Origin of the sequence: Flavobacterium sp., assembly GCF_017985075.1 — a bacterium.
In the GTDB taxonomy this organism is placed as follows: domain Bacteria; phylum Bacteroidota; class Bacteroidia; order Flavobacteriales; family Flavobacteriaceae; genus Flavobacterium.
On sequence record NZ_JAGNYF010000004.1, the window covers coordinates 73,261 to 92,432 of the forward strand.

The window sequence follows — 19,172 nt, forward strand, 5'->3', positions numbered from 1 at the left end:
TAGCTGTTACCAGAAAACCGTGTATAGCGCTACTAAAATTCCGGTAATTATAAGTGCGCCAACAGTAAAACCAGGCGACATTTTAAACATCGATTTTTCTATTTCTAATCCGTTGGTTACTACGCCGTTTTTGGTTTCGTACCTACTTATAAAATACATTACAATAAGGCAAATTAGAAACACAAAGCCCATACGGTCTACAAATGGTATTTCGTAAATGCCTTCTGCATTCGGTACTGAAAACCCTACACCGTTTAAAAAAGAAAGGTCTACAACACCAGGCATAAATTTAAACAAGATAGAAAGTATAAATCCACCAATAATAGCAAATAAAGCCGCGTTAGAAGTTGTTTTTTTCCAAAAGAAACCCAATATAAACATCGCAAACACACCAGGACTCACAAATCCGGTATATTCTTGTATGTACTGGAATCCGCCTTTTTTATCTATGCCTAAAAATGGCGCTACCAACACGGCTACAAATAAAGCAATGGCAATGGTTATTTTTCCTATCGAAATCAGTTTTTTGTCGGTAGCTTCTGTATTAATTTTGTTTTTATACACATCTAACGTAAAAATGGTAGCTATACTATTTGCTTTTCCTGCTAACGATGCCACAATAGCGGCTGTTAATGCTGCAAAAGACAATCCTTTTAAGCCCACTGGCAATAAGTTAAGCAAAACAGGGTAGGCACGGTCCGGGTTCACACTGCCATCGTGTAACATTTCTGTTTGAAAGCCCCCATTTTGGTATAATACATACGCGGCAATTCCGGGTAATACCACAATAATAGGCATTAGTATTTTCAAAAAAGCAGCAAATAAAATTCCAGAACGAGCAGTTTGTAAATCGGCACCTAAAGCGCGTTGCGTAATGTATTGGTTGCAACCCCAGTAATTTAAATTGATAATTAACATCCCGCCAATTAACACTGAAAGCCCCGGTAAATCCATATAATTTGGATTCGATTTCTCAAAAATCATATGAAAATGATCATTGGCTTTTTCCGTCATTAACTGAAACCCGTTTAATACTCCAGTAGTTCCAAACGATTCAGCAACCAAGTTTAAGGCCAAATAAGTAGTAACCAAGCCCCCTAAAATTAAAAAGAACACCTGAATAACATCGGTATATCCAATTACTTTCATTCCGCCAAGCGTAATCATTAACGCAAAAAAGGCCAAACCTACCATACAAAAAGTAAGGTTTAAACCAGAAATACTGCTAATGGCTAACGCGCCTAAATATAAAATAGAGGTTAAATTAACCAATACATAGAGTAATAACCAAAACACCGCCATAATCATAGCTACATTGCTGTTGTATCTTTTTTCCAGATATTGCGGCATCGTGAATATTTTGTTTTTTAGGTATACCGGCATAAAAAATACCGCTACAATAATTAAGGTTGCCGCCGCCATCCATTCGTATGTGGCAATGGCCAATCCCATTTTAAAACCACTCCCACTCATACCAATAAATTGTTCGGCACTAATGTTACTGGCAATTAACGAGGCACCAATAGCCCACCACGTTAACGAACCTTCAGCTAAAAAATAATCGTTACTACTGGCTTCGGCTTTCTTTTTTTTGCGATATACCCAAAGTCCGTATCCTACAATGATGATAAAATAAATAAAGAAAACTAAGTAATCTAAGTTGGCTAATGTTTGCATAGTTTTAATTTTTGTGAGTTAATTTATAATGTGTATTTGGTAAATTACGTAACATTTCGGCACTTTTTTCAGGAGAAATATCGCGTTGTGCTTCGCCTAACATTTCGTAGCCTACCATAAACTTTTTCACCGACGCGCTGCGCAATAACGGCGGATAAAAATGCATATGTAAATGCCATTCGGGATGCGGAATTCGGTCTGTTGGCGCTTGGTGTATGCCTGCCGAATATGGAAAAGACGTTTCAAATAAATTGTCGTATTTTACCGTAATGCCTTGTATAGCTTCGGCTAATGCTTCAGATTCTTTAGTAGTTAATCCTAACAAACTTCCAAAATGACGTTTGCTAACTAGCAAAGTTTCAAAAGGCCAAGTAGCCCAAAACGGCACCAAAACCACAAAATGTTCGTTTTCAATGACTATGCGTTCTTGTGCTACTAATTCTTGTTTTATATAATCTTCCAGTAAACTAGTATTGTTTTTTTCAAAATAGGCTTGCAAACTTTTTTGTGTTTTTTCTACTTGAGTAGGTAGCGACGATTGTGCCCAAATCTGTCCGTGCGGATGGGGATTGCTACAACCCATTACACTGCCTTTGTTTTCAAATATTTGCACGTAATTAATAAAGTCTTTACTGCCCAAAGTAGCATATTCTTCTTTCCAAGTGTGTATTACGTTTTCAATTTCCTTCACATCCATTTCGGCTAACGTAATGTTGTGTTTGGGTGAAAAACAAATGACCCTGTTGATTCCTTTTTCTGGTTTTATTTGAAATAAAGGATTCAATTTCGATTCAAAAGTAATGTCATCTTCCAATAGGGCAGGAAAATCATTATCAAAAACATAACACGCGTCATACTTCGGATTTTGTTCGCCATTAGATCGAGTATTTCCAGCACACAAATAACAATTTTCGTCGTGCGCTACACTGTTTTCCGTAGATGGCGTTTCGTTTTGCCCTTGCCAAGGTCGTTTTGCCCGATGTGGTGAGACCAAAATCCATTCGTTTAGTAACGGATTGAATCTTCTGTGCGGATGTTCGTTAATGTTAAATTCCATACGTGCTGGTGCCTTTGGCAATTTTTATTTTATATGCTTTTAAATCGATGTTGTATTTTATTTTATAGGCTTTTGTAAGCTTCTGAATTACGTTGTTCGCCGTTTCTTTTTTCACTACATTTATGGTACAGCCACCAAAACCACCACCCATCATTCGTGCGCCAACCACCTCAGCTTCACCGAGTGCTTCGGTAACTAAAAAGTCCATTTCGGGGCAACTTACTTCGTACAATTCCGATAAGCCATAATGGGTTTTTGTCATTAATTCGCCCAATTGATTTATGTTTCCTTTTGATAAAGCAGCGATGGCTAAGGGTACACGTTCTATTTCTTGTACCACAAATAAACACCTGTTGAATATGATTTCGCCTAACGTATCTTTCAATGCCACCACCATTGCTTCGGTACAATTTCTAAACGAAGTTACTTCAGGATAATTCGCTTTTATGATGGCTAATCCTTGTTCTACTTCATTTCGTCTGTCGTTATACCCCGAAGTTAAATGGGTATGTTTCACACAACTATCAAACAAAACCAACTGGTATTCGTTAAAATTAGCGGGATGATATTCGTACGCTAACGTGGTGCAATCTAATTTTATAACCTTATTTTTTTTACCAAATACAGATGCAAATTGATCCATAATGCCGCAATTGACACCCGCAAAAGTATGTTCTGCTTTTTGTCCTATTTTCGCCATTTCCTCTTTAGACAACTGAAGTTGAAACAGGTTATTCATTGCGTAAGCCACACCACATTCTAAGGCTGCAGAAGAAGATAAGCCAGCACCCATAGGAATGGTACTGCTAAACACAAGGGTAAAGCCCTTTAGTTTTAAACCTCTTTCTTTTAACTGATGCAGTACTCCTAAAATATAATTTGCCCACATTTTATCAATGGGTTGTAAAGGGTCGTTTATGTCAAATGTATATACATCATTCAAATCTTTAGCTACAAGCACACATTCTGAATTTTTATTTTCAGAAATGGCAAAACAAATGTATTTGTTAATGGCAGCCGGAAGTACATAACCGTCGTTATAGTCTACGTGTTCGCCAATGATATTAATTCTTCCTGGTGAAAGAAAGATATGTTTCGCAGGTTTTTGAAATAATTTTTCAAAATGGTCTTTGGTATTTTGAATGAGTTTCTTCTTCATTTTATGCTGAATTTGTTTCAGTATTTTATTTTTTTAATTGTAAAAGCACTGCGCCAGATTTCAATCCGTTTGATTTGGCTTCTAGTGTTATGTCACCCACATTTTTACCCGCTTGAATAATTACTTGGCATTTTCCGTTAAACGCACTTCTTTGCCAGTTGCCCTCTTTACACGTATCTGCTTCGTGGCTACTTGGGTCGCCATTTCCTACACCAATTATTTTTGCGTTTTCAGAAATGGTAAATGCAAGTTGGTTATTCGCCGTTGGCACTTCTCTTCCTTTTTCGTCTGTAATTGAAATATTTACAACAGTCGCATCTTTTCCATCAGCCATTAAAATAGTTTTATCTGGAGTGAGTACCACAGTTGTCGCTTGTCCTGTTGTTTCAATTTTTGCAGTAATTTTTTTACCTTTTTTATAAGCAATAGCTTCTAAAGTTCCAGGTTCGTACAATACATTCCATTGTAAATGACTGTTTCTTTCCATTGTTTTTTTACCTAAACTTTTTTCATTTAAAAAAAGTTCTACTTCATCTGCATTTGAATTTACCCAAACATCAATAGGCTTGCCCACTTTATCAGGCCAATTCCAATGTGGGGAAAGGTGTAACACATCTTCATTCGTCCACCAACTTTTATAGTAATAATAAATGTTTTTTGGAAAGCCACACACATCCATAATTCCAAAATGCGAGTTGATATTAGGCCATTTATAAGGGGTAGGTTCTCCGCGATAATCAAAACCTGTCCAAATAAATCCACCCAACCAGTAGTTGTTTTCTGCAGCCAATTTCCACCACGTTTCAGCTTTGCTCGCCCACCAAGGATGCGTAATATCTTGATCTGGAACGTAGGCTCTAGTTTCATCTTTTTCATAAATACCCCTTGTGGTTACGGTACTTCCCATTTCGGTACCCAAAAGCGGTTGATTGGGATGGTCTTTATGATAATCGGCTACAGCATATTCTCTGTAATTAAATCCTCGAATAGGAATTACTTCGTTTACGCCTTTAAAATCATTTCCCATATCGGCAGCATACGTGCTGGTTCGTGTTGGGTCGATATCTTTTTGAATGGCCAATAGCGTTTGTGCAATTTTTTTGCCGTATTCATTGCCTTGTATGTTTTGTTCTTCATTTCCAATAGACCATAAAAACACTGAAGGATGGTTTCTGTCTCGCTTTAAAATACGTGTAAACTGATCGATATATTCTGGACTGCTGTTTAATAAACGTTGTTCGTCTAGTACTAACATTCCTAAACTATCACACGCTTCTAAAAGTTCTGGAGTTGGCGCGTTATGACTTGCTCTGTATGCATTGCAACCCATTTCTTTTAATAATTTTATGCGGTAATATTGCATATAATCGGGTAGGGCACTTCCAATACCCGCGTGGTCTTGATGGTTGTTAGTTCCTTGAATTTTAAGGGGTTTACCATTTAAGAAAAACCCTTCTTTGGCATCAAATTTTACGGTTTTAATTCCGAAACGGGTTTTGGTTTGATGAACGATTTTATTTTCAGATTGTAAAACAGAAACAACTCGGTATAAATATGGATTTTCTAGCGACCAAAGTTCTGGATTTTTTATGGCTACCTGTTGTTTGATGGTTTGGTCTTTTCGACTGTCTAACTTGATTTTTTGAGTAGCGGTTTTGGCTAAAACAGTTCCTTTTCTATTGGTAATATAAGAATAAACTGTAGCATTTGCTTGGTTCAAAAGATTGTTTTGTACCGTTGTTTCAACCGTAACCGTTGCTTTTTTATCTTTTACATCCGCATACACAAACACGCCATCTTCTGGAATAAATATTTTGTCTGTTATGTGTAACCAAACGTGTCTGTATATTCCAGCACCTTCATAAAACCAACCTTCGTATTGTGTAGCATCCACACGAATTACGAGTACATTATCACCTTCAAAATTAATATAATCGGATACGTCATAGGAATTGCCTACATAGCCACTAAAATTAGTTCCTACGTAAAAACCATTTAACCAAATTTCGGCATTTCTGTAAATGCCATCAAACTGTATTTCGAAACGTTTGTTGCTATTTGATTTGTCTACCAAAAAATGTTTGCGATACCAACCAATACTTGTTTCGGGATAGGTACCTCCAACGGGTTTGTAGCCGTGACTATCCATTTCAACCTGTTCTGATTTTACAAACGGAAGTTCCACTAACCAATCGTGGGGTACATTGATTTTTTGCCACGTACTATCTACAAATTTTGGATGTACAATTGTGGTTGCATAAACATTCGATTTGTGAAGTAAAGCGGTTTTACTATAGTCGAAATCTTTTTCTGCATTTGCTGCGTGACCGAAATGAAATTTCCAATCTTCATCTAAACTTATTTTTTCTTGCGCCATTACGTTTGTAATCGCAAAAAGAAGCAAAATAATTAAAACGGATTTGTTTTTCAATAGTACTAATGTGTTTTTCATAGTTTTAATTTTCTTTAAAAGCATCTAAAGCGGGTGAGGGCTTTCCATCGTTTTGCCAAGCGCTTAAGCTATAACCACTCCACGATTTGGCGCCTTGTGGTTCCCAATACATAACGCCTAAACCTCTATTATTGGGTACTTTTTTTACGGCTTCTATTGTAGCTTTTAATAATTCGTAGGTATTTTGAACTTTATCATCTTCGCCGCCAACTTCAACTATCATCACGTCTTTATTATATCTTTTTACCATATCGTTTAGGTTGAATTCTAAGTCGGCAATGGTTTCAGTATAATCTTTTTTTATCCAAAACGGATAATACGACAAACCAATAATATCATATTTTACGTTTTGTGACGTAGCATTATCAAAAAAAGTTCTGAATTTAGTGTTGTTATTGCCTTCATCAACGTGAACAATTACTTTTATATTTTTATCTACTGCTTTTGTAGCATCGTATCCTTTGTTTAACAATTGACCTAATTGTTTCCAATTATTGGTACTGCCTTCTGGCCAAAGCATTCCGCCAGGAATTTCATTTCCTATTTGTACCCATTCTGGAGTTACGCCAGCGGCTTTTAAAGCTGAAATCACCTCATATGTATGGTTGTAAACGTCATTTAATAATTCTGGAAACGAATGTGTTTCCCAAGCTTTTGGTTTGTATTGTTTGGCAGGATCTGCCCAAGAATCTGAATAATGGAAGTTTATCATTACACGCATTCCCATTTTCTGAGCTCGTAATGCCATCGCAACCGTTTCTTCTTTGCTACAATGTCCGCTGGCTTTATCGGTATTTGGGTTTACCCAAACGCGTAATCGTACTGAGTTCATACCTCTGTCTTTCAGTAATTGTAAGCATTCTTTTTCTGTTCCGTCTTGGTCATAAAAGGTATAACCTGTGGCTTCCATTTGAGGTAACCAACCAATATCAGCTCCTTTTACAAAAGCGTTTTTGGTGCTTGTACAAGAAGTAAAAACTAGCGAAACCAGAAATAATATAAGTGAATTTTTCATCTTAGTTTTGACTAAACGCATCCATCACAGGAAGTGCATTGTTGTTAAAATCCCACAACGCCTGATTTTCCCAAGACGATCCATTAGTAGCTGTTGGACCTCTAAACGCTACCCATTCGGCACCCCAATAACAAAAGCCTAATCCTCTTGAATTTTGCTTTACAAGATTTTTTATAGCTAAAAGGAATTCCTTTTGTCCTTGGTTTGTAGCAGGATAAGTAGGTACTAATTGATTGGCCAATCCTAAAATATTATTTGTATAATCGTTATATCCCAAGGTAAACGGATAGGCAGTTTCAGCTATAATAACTTTTTTATTATGTGTTTCACCTAAAGAAGTAATGGTAGCATTCACATCTGAAAGTATTTTACCGTGCCAAACGGGATAATAAGACAAACCAATATAATCATAGTTAATACTACTCATTTTATTAAAAAACCAAGTGGCGCCACTTCCAATTCCTGCATAGTGAATCATTATTTTTGTTGTTGCAGATTGATTTCTAATGGCAGTACTTGCTGCTGAAATAAGTTGTAAGCATTGCGATTCGTTATTAATTAAATGCCCTTGCGGCCAAAGAAATCCGCTGTTTATTTCATTTCCAATTTGGATAATGTCTGGCTGAATTTCAGTCATTAGTAACGTAGTATAAGTGCTAACGGCTGTTTTTAAATTGGCAAATGATAAACTCGCCCAATCCGATGGCGGTGTTTGATTGCCAGGATCTGCCCAAGTATCAGAATAATGAACAGTTAACCAAACTTTCATTCCCGCTTGTTTGACTCTTAAAGCCAAAGCTTTAACTTCCGCTAAGCTTGAACTAGTAGTCGATGGATTTTTCCAAACTCTGATCCTAATGGTATTGCAACCTGCATTTTTCAAAGTAGTGATAGCATTTTCTGCCACTCCGTTTTTCTTATAAATGGTGCCTTCGCTTTCAATTAATGGTAAATACGACATATCTGCAGCACGAATAAAATCGTCTGAAGTTGGAATATTTGGAATAGGAGCAGGCGTTACTTCTGGATCATTTGAAGAACAAGAAAGCACAAATAGCGCAAGAATAAAACAGACAAATTTAATTACAGTTTTCATAGGTTATATTTTTTCAAATTTAAAACTAGTTTTTTGATGGTAGGTTTCGTCTTTTCTTAAAATCGCATTTGGAAAATGACTTTGGTTTGGAGCGTCCGGAAAATTTTGCGTTTCAAAGCAAATACCACTTAAAGGATGGTAATTTACATTATTTTTTCCTATTACTTCAGTATTGCAATCGCCACCAACATAAATATGAACTGAAGGTTGGTTGGTGAAAACCTTCATTTGTATTTTGTTTGTGGCACTTTTTAAAGTAGCAACAGACGTAGAATTATCAGAAATTACAAATGAAGTATCAATTTTTGTTGGGCAATTTTTGAAAGTTAAAAAATCAAATGAAGTATCAATAATATTTGAAAATTTTCCTGTAGGAACATTCTCTTCATCGGTTTCTAAAATTTCTGAACTTGCTACTTGTAGCTTTTGAGTTTCAATTCCGTTTTCGTGTCCGTCTAAATTGAAATAGCAATGCTGTGTTAAATTTATTATGGTATCTTTTGTTGTTTTTGCGGTATAATCAATAGCTAGAGTATCTGTTTCACTTAAGGAATAAGTTACTTGCGTGGTGAGTTCTCCGGGATAATTTTCTTCCAAATCTTTTGAAATGTATTCTAAAGTGATGCTGTTATTTGAAAATGAAAAAACGTTCCAAAAGTTGTTGCTAAAGTTTGATTTTCCTCCGTGTAAATGATGCGCGTCTAAATTTTTATTAAGTTGAAAAACCTCATCATTTACTTTGAAAGTTGCATTTTTTATTCTCCCGGCATACCTTCCCACCACTGCACCAATAAAGGGAACACCCGAAAGCGAAAATGATTTTTCATAACCAGAAACAGCATCAAAACCCAACACAATATCTACTTTTTTTGTTGGTGAAACGGGTATTTTTATAGATTGAATGGTAGCACCATAGTCAATGATTGCTATTTCTACACCATTTGAATTTCGTAATGTATAGCAAAATGATTCTTTCCCATTCGAAGTACATCCGAATGAAGTTATATTTTGATTTTCTTTTTGACTACTTGACAATATTATTAAAGGTATTTTGATTACTATTCAAATTTATATTTTTTATAAATAATATCATACCGGTACCTACCAGTTTGTTGTTTTTTAACTACCAGTTTCATACATTTGTTTTTATGATAACTATAGATACAACTTCTTCAATTCCGAAATATAAGCAAATTATTTTTTCAATAGAAAAGGCAATTTTGTTGCATAAATTGGTAAAAAACGAGAAACTACCTTCCATTAATAAGATTTGCTTAAGGCATAATTTATCAAGAGACACGGTATTGTTAGCGTATAACGAATTAAAAAAACGAGGCGTTATTTATGCTATTTTAGGAAAAGGATATTTTATTAAGAGTGTAGATTTTAAATCCGAACAGCGCATCTTTCTTTTGTTTGACGAATTAAATGCTTTTAAGGAAGAAATTTATAATTCGTTTATAGATGCGATTAATGACAAGGCAAATGTGGATATTTTTTTTCATCATTTTAATAGAGACGTGTTTGCTAAATTGATACAAGACAGTATTGGTAATTATTCCAAATACATTATTATGCCTTCTAATTTAGAACATACCACTGAAATTATTAATAAATTACCTTTGGATGAAACGTATATTTTAGATCAAACTCGAGACGATTTAAAAAAGTATCCAGCGGTGTATCAGAATTTTGTGAAGGATATTTTTACTGCTTTAGAAAAAGGGTTGAAACGTTTAAAAAAATATAAGAAATTGGTTTTAATTTTTCCTGGAAAAAAGGAACCCATTGGAATGGTGTTGGGCTTTGAAAGTTTCTGTACTACGTATCATTTTGAGTATGAAATTAAGTCGGAATTTAAAGTGGATTCCCTTCAAAAAGGCGATGTTTATATTTTACCAAATGATAGGGATTTAGTAACAATTATTGAAAATGCAGCCTTAAGTAAATTAACAATTGGAAAAGATATTGGGTTGATTTCTTATAACGATACGCCTTTGAAAAAAGTAGTTGCTAAAGGCATTACAACTATTTCAACTAATTTTAGTGAAATGGGAATCCGTTTAGCAGAAATGATTTTGAATAATACGAAAGAAAAAATAGAAAACGAAAGTCAGTTAATATTGAGAAAATCGCTATAAACAAAAAATCCTTCTTTTTGGGAAGGATTTTTTTTATGATTGGATTACTTTTTATTTCGTAATTTGTTTCAAATCGGCAATAGTGGCGATTGGGTCTTGTGCGCCAAAAACGTAACTTCCAGCTACTAAAACATCAGCGCCAGCATCGGCTAATTGTTTTGCGTTTTTATTGGTTACTCCACCATCAATTTCTATAATGGTGTTGGCTTTACATCTTTGTATCATTTCTTTTAATTGGCTGACTTTGTCATATGTTTTTTCAATGAAACTTTGTCCGCCAAAACCTGGATTTACACTCATAATACATACTAAGTCAATATCTTGAATGATGTCTTCCAAAACTTTTACGCTTGTATGAGGATTTATTGCAACTCCAGCTTTCATACCTTCTGCTTTAATTGCCTGAAGCGTTCGGTGTAAATGATTACAAGCTTCATAATGAACTGTCAATACATTCGCGCCTAATTTAGCAAAAGTAGTTATGTATCTGTCAGGGTCTACTATCATTAAATGTACATCTATAGTTTTGTTAGCGTGTTTTGAAATAGCTTGTAAAACCGGCATTCCAAAAGAAATATTCGGAACAAAAACGCCATCCATAATATCAATATGAAACCAATCGGCTTCACTGGTATTAATCATTTCAATGTCGCGTTGTAAATTAGCAAAGTCTGCTGCTAAAACCGAAGGAGCGATAAGTGTGTTTTTCATCTGTAATTGTGTTTTTTTGTTCAACATTCAAAATTCCAAGTTGATATTGAAAATTTTTAATTAAAAAAAACTCCGGATTAAAGCCGGAGTTTTGATAGGATTACCCTAAATATGTTTTTAATATTTTACTTCTTGAAGTATGTTTCAATCTGCGAATTGCTTTTTCTTTAATTTGTCGCACACGCTCACGAGTTAAATCGAAAGTTTCGCCAATTTCTTCTAACGTCATTGGATGCTGGTCACTTAAACCAAAATACAAACGCACTACGTCTGCTTCTCTTGGAGTTAAGGTTTCTAAAGCACGTTCAATTTCAGTTTGAAGTGATTCGTGAATTAATTCTCTATCTGGATTTGGTGATTCACCGGAACGTAATACATCGTATAAATTAGAATCTTCTCCTTCTACAAGTGGTGCATCCATTGATAAGTGACGACCAGAGTTTTTCATAGACTCTTTTACGTCATTTACGGTCATATCTAATTCTTTTGCAATTTCCTCAGCAGAAGGTGGTCTTTCATTAGATTGCTCTAACAAAGCATACATTTTGTTGATTTTATTGATAGAACCAATTTTGTTCAAAGGCAAACGTACGATACGAGATTGTTCTGCTAACGCTTGTAAAATTGATTGACGAATCCACCATACGGCATATGAAATGAATTTGAAACCACGTGTTTCATCAAAACGTTGTGCGGCTTTAATTAAACCTAAGTTTCCTTCGTTAATTAAATCGGGTAAAGTTAAACCTTGATTTTGATATTGTTTGGCAACCGATACTACGAAACGTAAATTCGCTTTCGTTAATTTTTCTAAGGCACGTTGGTCACCGGCTTTAATACGTTGTGCTAATTCTACTTCTTCGTCGGCAGTAATTAAATCTACCTTACCAATTTCTTGTAAATATTTGTCTAAGGAAGCAGTTTCACGATTGGTAACCTGCTTGGTTATTTTAAGTTGTCTCATTGAATTTTCCCCTTCACGTTTAATGTTCTAATTGTTATACGCAAGAAAAATAAAAAAGTTACAAAAAGTTATAAAAAAATAAAAATCCCGATACTTTTTACACTATCGGGATTTAAATTTCAGAATTAAGCTTATCAAGTTTTTTTTAACTTTATAATTTGTAATTGATTCCAGAACTTATTGAAAAGGTATATGATGTTGGTTGTGCATAATCAAAATTCCCTAAAAATTGAAACTGTGCAGCCGGAGAAATAAATAATTGAATTTTGTTACTTAAATTGTAATTCAAATAATAATTTAAATTTACACTATATCCTTGCTTTAAATAGGCTAAGGATTTACCGATATTCATTTTACTTATATTTTCAGAATAAGCATTAACTTCATTTTTTAGAGGCAAGTAAAAACTTAATCCAAAAGCGGCTGCATGACTTAATTTATTTGTATTGAAGTAATGATAGGCTTCAATTGGAATTTCTACATATTTAAAATGTTGCTGAAAAGTTACTTTTTTACTATTGCTAAATAGAGTATTAATAGTACTTGAATCTTGATTTAATTCGATACTTTCAGTTTGTAAATTACCGTTCAGATTTCTCACTGCTGTATTGTAATAATATGTATTTATGCTTATTCCAGATTGTATCCCCGTTTTTTCAGAAAACATCCATTTTAGTTTTAAACCAAAAACATTTCCATATTTTTGTTGATTATCAGTTGCTTTGCTATTTCCGAATATGTTTTCTTTACCAATTTTGTTATGACTATTAAATCCAGCAAATGGACTAAAAAAAAATGTTTTGCTTTTTGAATTAATAACAGAATCTTCCTTGGTTTCTGTTAGTTTTTTCTTTTGTATTTTTTCTTTAATTTTTTCGGTAGTAACAATATAATTTTCGTCAGAACAACAATTTTCAATTTCTGAAATTCTAATTTCTTCATGGTTTGCTAAATTTTCTTCATCTAAATCTGTTGAAGTATTATATACTGAAATATTGTTTTTACCCAAATTTGTAATATTTGTTTTGTTTAAATTATTGCTGTACTTTTTTTCGTTAATTAATTGTTTCGATACTTTTTTTATAGTGTTACTATAAAAATTATTATCAGTCGTATTGACTGAATTTATTTTATTATTTTTTGAGTTTCTATAGTTTTTATAACTTAAATTTTCTTTAGTTCTGTTTGTATTTGAAAATAAAGATTTCTTTGTTAATTTTTTTTTGTAACCATTGTTTTTAACGCTTTTCGAATTGAGTTTTAAATCACTCTTTTCAAATAAATTGAAATTGTTAGACTTATTATCACTATTTGTGTTATTATTTCGACAGTTATTTGAAATTATAGTTTCTTTAGAGTTGTTTAAAACGATGTTATTATTATTATTCGTTTTTGAAATTATAGTAGTACTAATTGTTCCATTATTTGTTTCTTTATTAACTGAAATAAAATAATAGAAAGTAAAACAAGTAATTCCAACAATAAAAATTGCCGAAAAGAAAATCCAAAAGAAAAATCTTTTTTTTCTCTTGTCTTTTTTTAAATCCATTTCAATTTTATCCCAAACCATTTCGTTAGGAGAATAATCTAATTGACTTAAATTATCTTTAAAAAGTTTACCTATGTCTTTTTTATTCTCCATTTTGAATTTTAATTGGTTTAAATTCTAAAATATACTTTTTAAGTATGGCTTTGGCTTTTGATAAATTTGATTTAGATGTGCCTTCGCTAATGTTTAATAGTTTTGCAATTTCTTTATGTGAATAATCGTCGAGTTCATAAAGATTAAAAACCATTCGATACTGATTTGGTAACTGTTGAATTAGTTTCAATAAAATATCTAAACTTAAAACACTTTCTGTTACATCAAACTCTTCGTATTCTATATTTTGATATTCGTCAATACTTTTGAAATTGCTCCGTTTGTTGAACTTACTTATTGCTTTGTTAATTGTAATACTTTTAATCCAACCCTCAAATGAACCTATGTTTTGATATTTATCAATGCTTTGGTATATTTCCATGAAACTATCGTGCAAATTATCTTCTGCTTCAGTAATTGAAGTACAATACTTCAAACTCAAGTTGAAAAGTGTTTTGCTGTAAATAAGGTATAACTCTTTTTGATGGGTTATACTTTGTTTTTTACATCCAATAATAATTTCATCTAAATTCAATTATCTAAAAATATCTAATGATTAATGTTTTAATGTTACTGCTGTTTTTTTTCAATATTTTTATTGGCTCCAGTTTGTAAATTTATAACTTTTACTTTTGTAATACCAAATTCTGTCGAACTCCAATAATAAGAATTATCAAATGTTAAGTAATTTGGAATTGATAAAGTGTTGTAAATCAATTCAAACTCATCAAAAGAAGAGATAAACCAATTGTTTGAATTATTGAAATTCTGATTAACAACCTCTTTTGAAGCTATAGTTCCATTGCTTTAAGCACTACAAGCGTGTTTTTTTTTATTAATTTCCTTTTCAAACGGTTATCCATTACAGCCAAAAATGTTTTTTTGAATTTCAGAATTTTTAAAATTGGTAGTAAAGAAATTTATTTTTTAATTATCTTAGTTGATTGAATTCCTTTATTTGTAGTTATTTTTAATAAATAGGTTGAGGATGTAAAATTCGAAATATCTATTTGTAATTCATTTTTATTATCTTCAATTATCTTCAACATTCTACCTTGTAAATCAAAAAATTCTACCTTTATTATAATATTGTTTGATTTAATAAAGATTATTTTGTCTGTTGGGTTTGGGAAAATTTTTGTTTCAAACATAATCTTATATTCTATCGGTTTGGATATATTTGAGCAACCAAGATTATTAAAAACTACAAAAGAATATAATCCCGATTCTGATGGGTAAAAAATATGATTTGTTTCTCCTGATATTGGTATATTGTTATTATACCATTGCCCTTGACCATCTGTATAATTAGTAACTTTTAGATAGTTATCAATCTGCAAAACGGTGGGTTGAATTGGCCCTGGAAGTTGTCCTCCTAATGAATTTATTAAAGTTGGTTTTAAGGTTAATAAAGCATTTCTCATCCTTTCTTTTTGACCTTGAGTAAACAATTTTTTACAAGCATAACTCATATAATTTACACCTAATGCTTCTTGTGTAAAACCAGTACATATATTTATTTCATTAAAATTACAACCGCCATTCATCGCAACAGGGTCAGTATCACATACCAAATCACCATCAATAAGACAATTATAATTTGGTGGACAAACACTATTATAATAACCTTCAAAAGTATGTCTTAAATCAAATAAATGACCAAATTCATGTGGTGAAGTACCGGGATTTATGCTATTAAGATCTAAAATTTGAATAACAGTACCATCCCCAAAAAAAGAACCAGAAATTGGATAAAAAGCATACCCTCCATATCCACCGCCAATTCTATTTACCAACCATAAATTTATATAATCTCTACTGTCCCAAAATGCCAAATTTGCTAATTCAGAATGAGAAATTCCTTGATAACTTGAATAACCAACACCATAATTAACATATGTAGGGTTATTCGAAGCATTGATTCTATTTATACCATTGGTTGAGGTACAATTAGGGGTTCTTTTAGCCAAAACAAACTGAATACCAACATCAACACCACCATTTAAAATATCTGGATTATAAGGAAAGGTTGCAGAAAATGATTGGTTTAACAAATTAATATAATTTTCTATTTGAATATCAGTTGGGTTATAAGGAGTTCCCAACATTTCACCTGAATGTATTACATGAACAACAACAGGAATGTTATAAACTATTGAATTCTTTTCGTGTTTTTTAGATAACAAAGAAGTATACATCTTTTGTTGAGCTTCTTCATGTTTATCGAAGTAATATTGATTTGAAAATTTTAAATTATTATTTACCTCTGATGAACCACAGAAATTTGACTGAGCAGAAGTAATTAAATGTAAAAACAAACAAATGAAGACATTGTATTTCATTAAATTTAAATTTTATATTAATGTGTGATTATTTCAAAAAGTATATAAAAAAACAATTTATAAGTTCCACCGAAAGATGACTGCCAACTGATGGATTTGTGTAGAAATTTGTTAAATCATTAGGAAAAGAACAGTTTAGCGAATAAAGTAGCAAATGCTAAATTTTTAATGTTTTTCATAACGATTATTTTATATTTTTTTAATTTCTATTATGTCAACGCACACACAACACCCGCCAACTTTGCCCTGTGCTTGAATTTTTCCATTTACAAAGTCTGCTCCAAATTTAAATATTGCATTCGGAGTGCATTGCCCACTAACTATGGTTATGGAGCCACTTTCAACACTCCAAATAATATTTTCAATTGTCCTATTTCCATTTGCAATTCCTTTATAACTATATGAATAGCTATTATTTGGTACAACCAAAATTCTTCCATCTACATCACAACAAGTATATCCATTAGCTTCTAAATCACAATCAGGATCTTGGTCGAAATATATTGATTCGTCAAATGTTTTTTGTTCATCTTTACTACAAGATATTATTGTAGTAAATAATATTCCAATAAGTAAAAAATTTAAATTTTTCATAGTTTATAATTTTTGAAGTTATATTTAAATAGTATAATAAAATGAAAAAGGTTGCTTTAAAACATAAAAAAACCTGAAAAAAATAATTTTCAGGTTTTTTAAAGTATTTAAAATTAAAAGATTATACTTTTGGAGCATCATCTTTTTTCTCTTCTCTTGGAGGTCTTGGTAAAAGTGCTTTTCTTGACACTTTTTCTTTTCTAGTTTTAGGATTAATAATTAATTAAAAACACATATTAAAAAAAAAATCTATTTCTTAAAGTTCACCTGGAATTATTTTTTACAGTGAAATTAATATTATATTAAAATATTGTGTATTTTTATTTTCTAAACATTACTGTTATCTGTAACAGTTGATAAATCTTCAAAAGTTTTAAATAATGAAAAAATTACTTATTTTATTAATGATAATAATAAGTCAGGAAAGTTTTTCCCAATGTTTCTCGAAAATAGCTGGGGGAGGAGATCACAGTCTTAGCATAAAAAATAATGGAACATTTTGGTCTTGGGGTTATAATTCTTTAGGACAATTAGGCGATGGTACAACAATTCACAAAAATGTACCAATACAAATTGGAATTAATGCGAATTGGCAAAGTATAAGTGCTGGCATTGAACATACAATTGCAATAAAATCAGATGGGACTTTATGGGCTTGGGGAAGAAATGATTATGGGATGTTAGGCGATGGTACTAATATTAATAAACTAATACCAACTCAGATTGGAACTTCAACGAACTGGTTAATTATAAGTGCTGGAGATTTTTTTTCGACTGCTATTAAAACTGATGGTACGCTTTGGGCTTGGGGTATTAATGCTGGAGGACAATTAGGAGACAGTACGACTACTAATAGAATTATACCGACACAAATAGGAACGGCAACGAATTGGCAAAGTGTGAGTGCGGGTTATGCACATACACTTGCTATAAAATCAGATGGTACGCTTTGGGCTTGGGGTAGTAATTATTATGGTCAATTAGGAGATGGTACAAATATTGGAAAAATTTCACCAATTCAAATAGGTTTTGATATAAATTGGCAAAAGGTTAGTGCAGGATCGACTCATTCTATTGCTATTAAATCAAATGGTTCCCTTTGGGCTTGGGGCGATAACAATTATGGTCAGTTAGGAGATGGTACAAATGTTGGAAAAAATTTACCAATTCAAATAGGTAGTGATTTTAATTGGCAAACTTTATCAGCAAGTTTTTATTTTACTTTAGCCATTAAAACGAATTCAACTCTGTGGTCTTGGGGAAGAAATTATTTTGGGCAATTAGGCGATGGGACGCTTATAGATAAAAATATTCCTACAATTATAAGTTCTGACAACAATTGGCAAGATATTAGTTCGGCTGAGGACCATTGTCTTGCTTTAAAATCAGACGGAAGTCTTTATACATGGGGGTATAATTATTTTGGGCAATTAGGTGATGGTGCAAATATTAATAAACTCATACCAACAACAATTAATTGTTCTACACTTAATGTTGCGTCATTTATTGATAAAACGTTAATCGTATTTCCAAATCCAGTTAAATCAATTGTCAATATAAAAGCTCAAAACACTATACTTTCATTAGAAATTATAGATATTAATGGAAGAAATATGATGTCAACTAAACATTATAATAGTGAAGTAATTTTAAATATTGAAGGTCTTCAAGCAGGATTTTATTTTTTAAAAGTAACAACCAAAATTGGTATTGCAACAATAAAAATATCAAAAGTGTAATATTAATTCCCAAATAGGTTTGATATAAAAAAAATTAACCCAATTCAAATTAATGAATTGGGTTAATTGTTTTTATTTGAAAATTATTCTTTTTTCTCTTCTCTTGGAGGTCTCGGTAAAAGTGCTTTTCTTGACACTTTTTCTTTTCTAGTTTTAGGGTCAAGACCAAGGTATTTTACTTGGAATACATCGCCCATATTTACTACATCCGTTACGTTTTCTGTACGTTCCCAAGCCAATTCAGATACGTGTAATAAAACTTCGTTTCCTGGCGCATCTGTATATTCTACAACCGCACCAAAATCTAACATTTTAATTACTTTTACTTCGTAAGCTTCTCCCATTTGTGGTTTGAAAATGATAGAATCAATTTTAGCCAATACTGCAGCAATTCCGTTTGGATCTGTACCTAAAATTTCAACTACACCTTGTTCGTCAACTTCGTTGATAACAATTGTACAACCCGTAGCTTTTTGTAATTCTTGAATCACTTTTCCACCAGGTCCAATTAAAGCACCAATGAAGTTACCAGGAATAGTACGCATGATGATTTTTGGTGCGTGTACTTTAACGTCAGTATTTG

16 protein-coding genes are annotated in these 19,172 nt (G+C 32.5%); 2 read left to right on the forward strand and 14 right to left on the reverse strand.

Annotation, left to right across the window (positions count from 1 at the left end; all coding sequences use genetic code 11):
• Window positions 1-6: 6 nt before the first annotated feature.
• Genes KA468_RS02000 through KA468_RS02030 form a run of 7 tightly spaced genes read right to left on the reverse strand, consistent with a single transcriptional unit; the run spans window position 7 to window position 9,491 of the window.
• Complete coding sequence (locus KA468_RS02000; protein WP_291241275.1) at window positions 7-1,677, reverse strand: sodium/sugar symporter; 1,671 nt, start codon at window positions 1,675-1,677, stop codon at window positions 7-9.
• 4 nt (window positions 1,678-1,681) lie between these two features.
• Complete coding sequence (locus tag KA468_RS02005; protein ID WP_291241292.1) at window positions 1,682-2,734, reverse strand: UDP-glucose--hexose-1-phosphate uridylyltransferase; 1,053 nt, start codon at window positions 2,732-2,734, stop codon at window positions 1,682-1,684.
• Window positions 2,724-3,893, reverse strand: coding sequence for a galactokinase (gene galK, locus KA468_RS02010; RefSeq protein ID WP_291241276.1), 1,170 nt, complete (start codon window positions 3,891-3,893; stop codon window positions 2,724-2,726). Before galK ends, KA468_RS02005 begins: the two co-directional genes overlap by 11 nt.
• Before the next feature lie 25 nt (window positions 3,894-3,918).
• The gene (galA, locus tag KA468_RS02015; protein WP_291241277.1) at window positions 3,919-6,345 is read right to left on the reverse strand and encodes a beta-galactosidase GalA; all 2,427 of its coding nucleotides are present in this window, start codon (window positions 6,343-6,345) and stop codon (window positions 3,919-3,921) included.
• 4 nt (window positions 6,346-6,349) lie between these two features.
• A complete protein-coding gene (locus KA468_RS02020; RefSeq protein WP_291241278.1) occupies window positions 6,350-7,360 on the reverse strand; it encodes a glycosyl hydrolase 53 family protein in 1,011 nt (336 codons plus the stop codon).
• Between the two features lies 1 nt (window position 7,361).
• Window positions 7,362-8,456: a glycosyl hydrolase 53 family protein gene (locus tag KA468_RS02025; protein ID WP_291241279.1), complete on the reverse strand. Its 1,095-nt coding sequence runs from the start codon at window positions 8,454-8,456 to the stop codon at window positions 7,362-7,364.
• Window positions 8,457-8,459: 3 nt separating this feature from the next.
• Window positions 8,460-9,491 (reverse strand): aldose epimerase family protein, encoded by a 1,032-nt coding sequence (locus KA468_RS02030; protein WP_291241280.1) that lies wholly within the window; start codon window positions 9,489-9,491, stop codon window positions 8,460-8,462.
• 113 nt (window positions 9,492-9,604) lie between these two features.
• Between KA468_RS02030 and KA468_RS02035 the strand changes: the two genes are divergently transcribed.
• Window positions 9,605-10,597 (forward strand): substrate-binding domain-containing protein, encoded by a 993-nt coding sequence (locus KA468_RS02035; RefSeq protein ID WP_291241281.1) that lies wholly within the window; start codon window positions 9,605-9,607, stop codon window positions 10,595-10,597.
• 51 nt (window positions 10,598-10,648) lie between these two features.
• Here KA468_RS02035 and rpe read toward each other — a convergent pair whose 3' ends face one another.
• The 6 genes from rpe to KA468_RS02065 form a co-directional block, all read right to left on the reverse strand.
• A complete protein-coding gene (gene rpe / locus KA468_RS02040; RefSeq protein WP_291241282.1) occupies window positions 10,649-11,308 on the reverse strand; it encodes a ribulose-phosphate 3-epimerase in 660 nt (219 codons plus the stop codon).
• A 100-nt stretch (window positions 11,309-11,408) separates the two neighbouring features.
• A complete protein-coding gene (locus tag KA468_RS02045) occupies window positions 11,409-12,272 on the reverse strand; it encodes a sigma-70 family RNA polymerase sigma factor (RefSeq protein ID WP_026718320.1) in 864 nt (287 codons plus the stop codon).
• A 151-nt stretch (window positions 12,273-12,423) separates the two neighbouring features.
• A complete protein-coding gene (locus KA468_RS02050; RefSeq protein WP_291241283.1) occupies window positions 12,424-13,914 on the reverse strand; it encodes a hypothetical protein in 1,491 nt (496 codons plus the stop codon).
• Window positions 13,904-14,449 carry an RNA polymerase sigma factor gene (locus KA468_RS02055; RefSeq protein WP_291241284.1) on the reverse strand — a complete coding sequence of 182 codons (546 nt, stop codon included), beginning with the start codon at window positions 14,447-14,449 and terminating at the stop codon, window positions 13,904-13,906. Before KA468_RS02055 ends, KA468_RS02050 begins: the two co-directional genes overlap by 11 nt.
• A 385-nt stretch (window positions 14,450-14,834) precedes the next feature.
• Window positions 14,835-16,256, reverse strand: a complete 1,422-nt coding sequence (locus KA468_RS02060) for a zinc-dependent metalloprotease (RefSeq protein ID WP_291241285.1) — start codon at window positions 16,254-16,256, stop codon at window positions 14,835-14,837.
• A gap of 189 nt (window positions 16,257-16,445) precedes the next feature.
• Window positions 16,446-16,850 (reverse strand): hypothetical protein, encoded by a 405-nt coding sequence (locus KA468_RS02065; RefSeq protein ID WP_291241286.1) that lies wholly within the window; start codon window positions 16,848-16,850, stop codon window positions 16,446-16,448.
• Between the two features lie 380 nt (window positions 16,851-17,230).
• Here KA468_RS02065 and KA468_RS02070 point away from each other — a divergent pair, with 380 nt between their 5' ends.
• On the forward strand, window positions 17,231-18,589 hold the full coding sequence (locus tag KA468_RS02070) for a T9SS type A sorting domain-containing protein (protein ID WP_291241287.1): 1,359 nt from the start codon (window positions 17,231-17,233) through the stop codon (window positions 18,587-18,589).
• An 83-nt stretch (window positions 18,590-18,672) separates the two neighbouring features.
• Here KA468_RS02070 and KA468_RS02075 read toward each other — a convergent pair.
• Window positions 18,673-19,172 (reverse strand): KH domain-containing protein (locus tag KA468_RS02075; protein WP_291241288.1); only part of this gene is annotated, 500 nt, incomplete at its 5' end.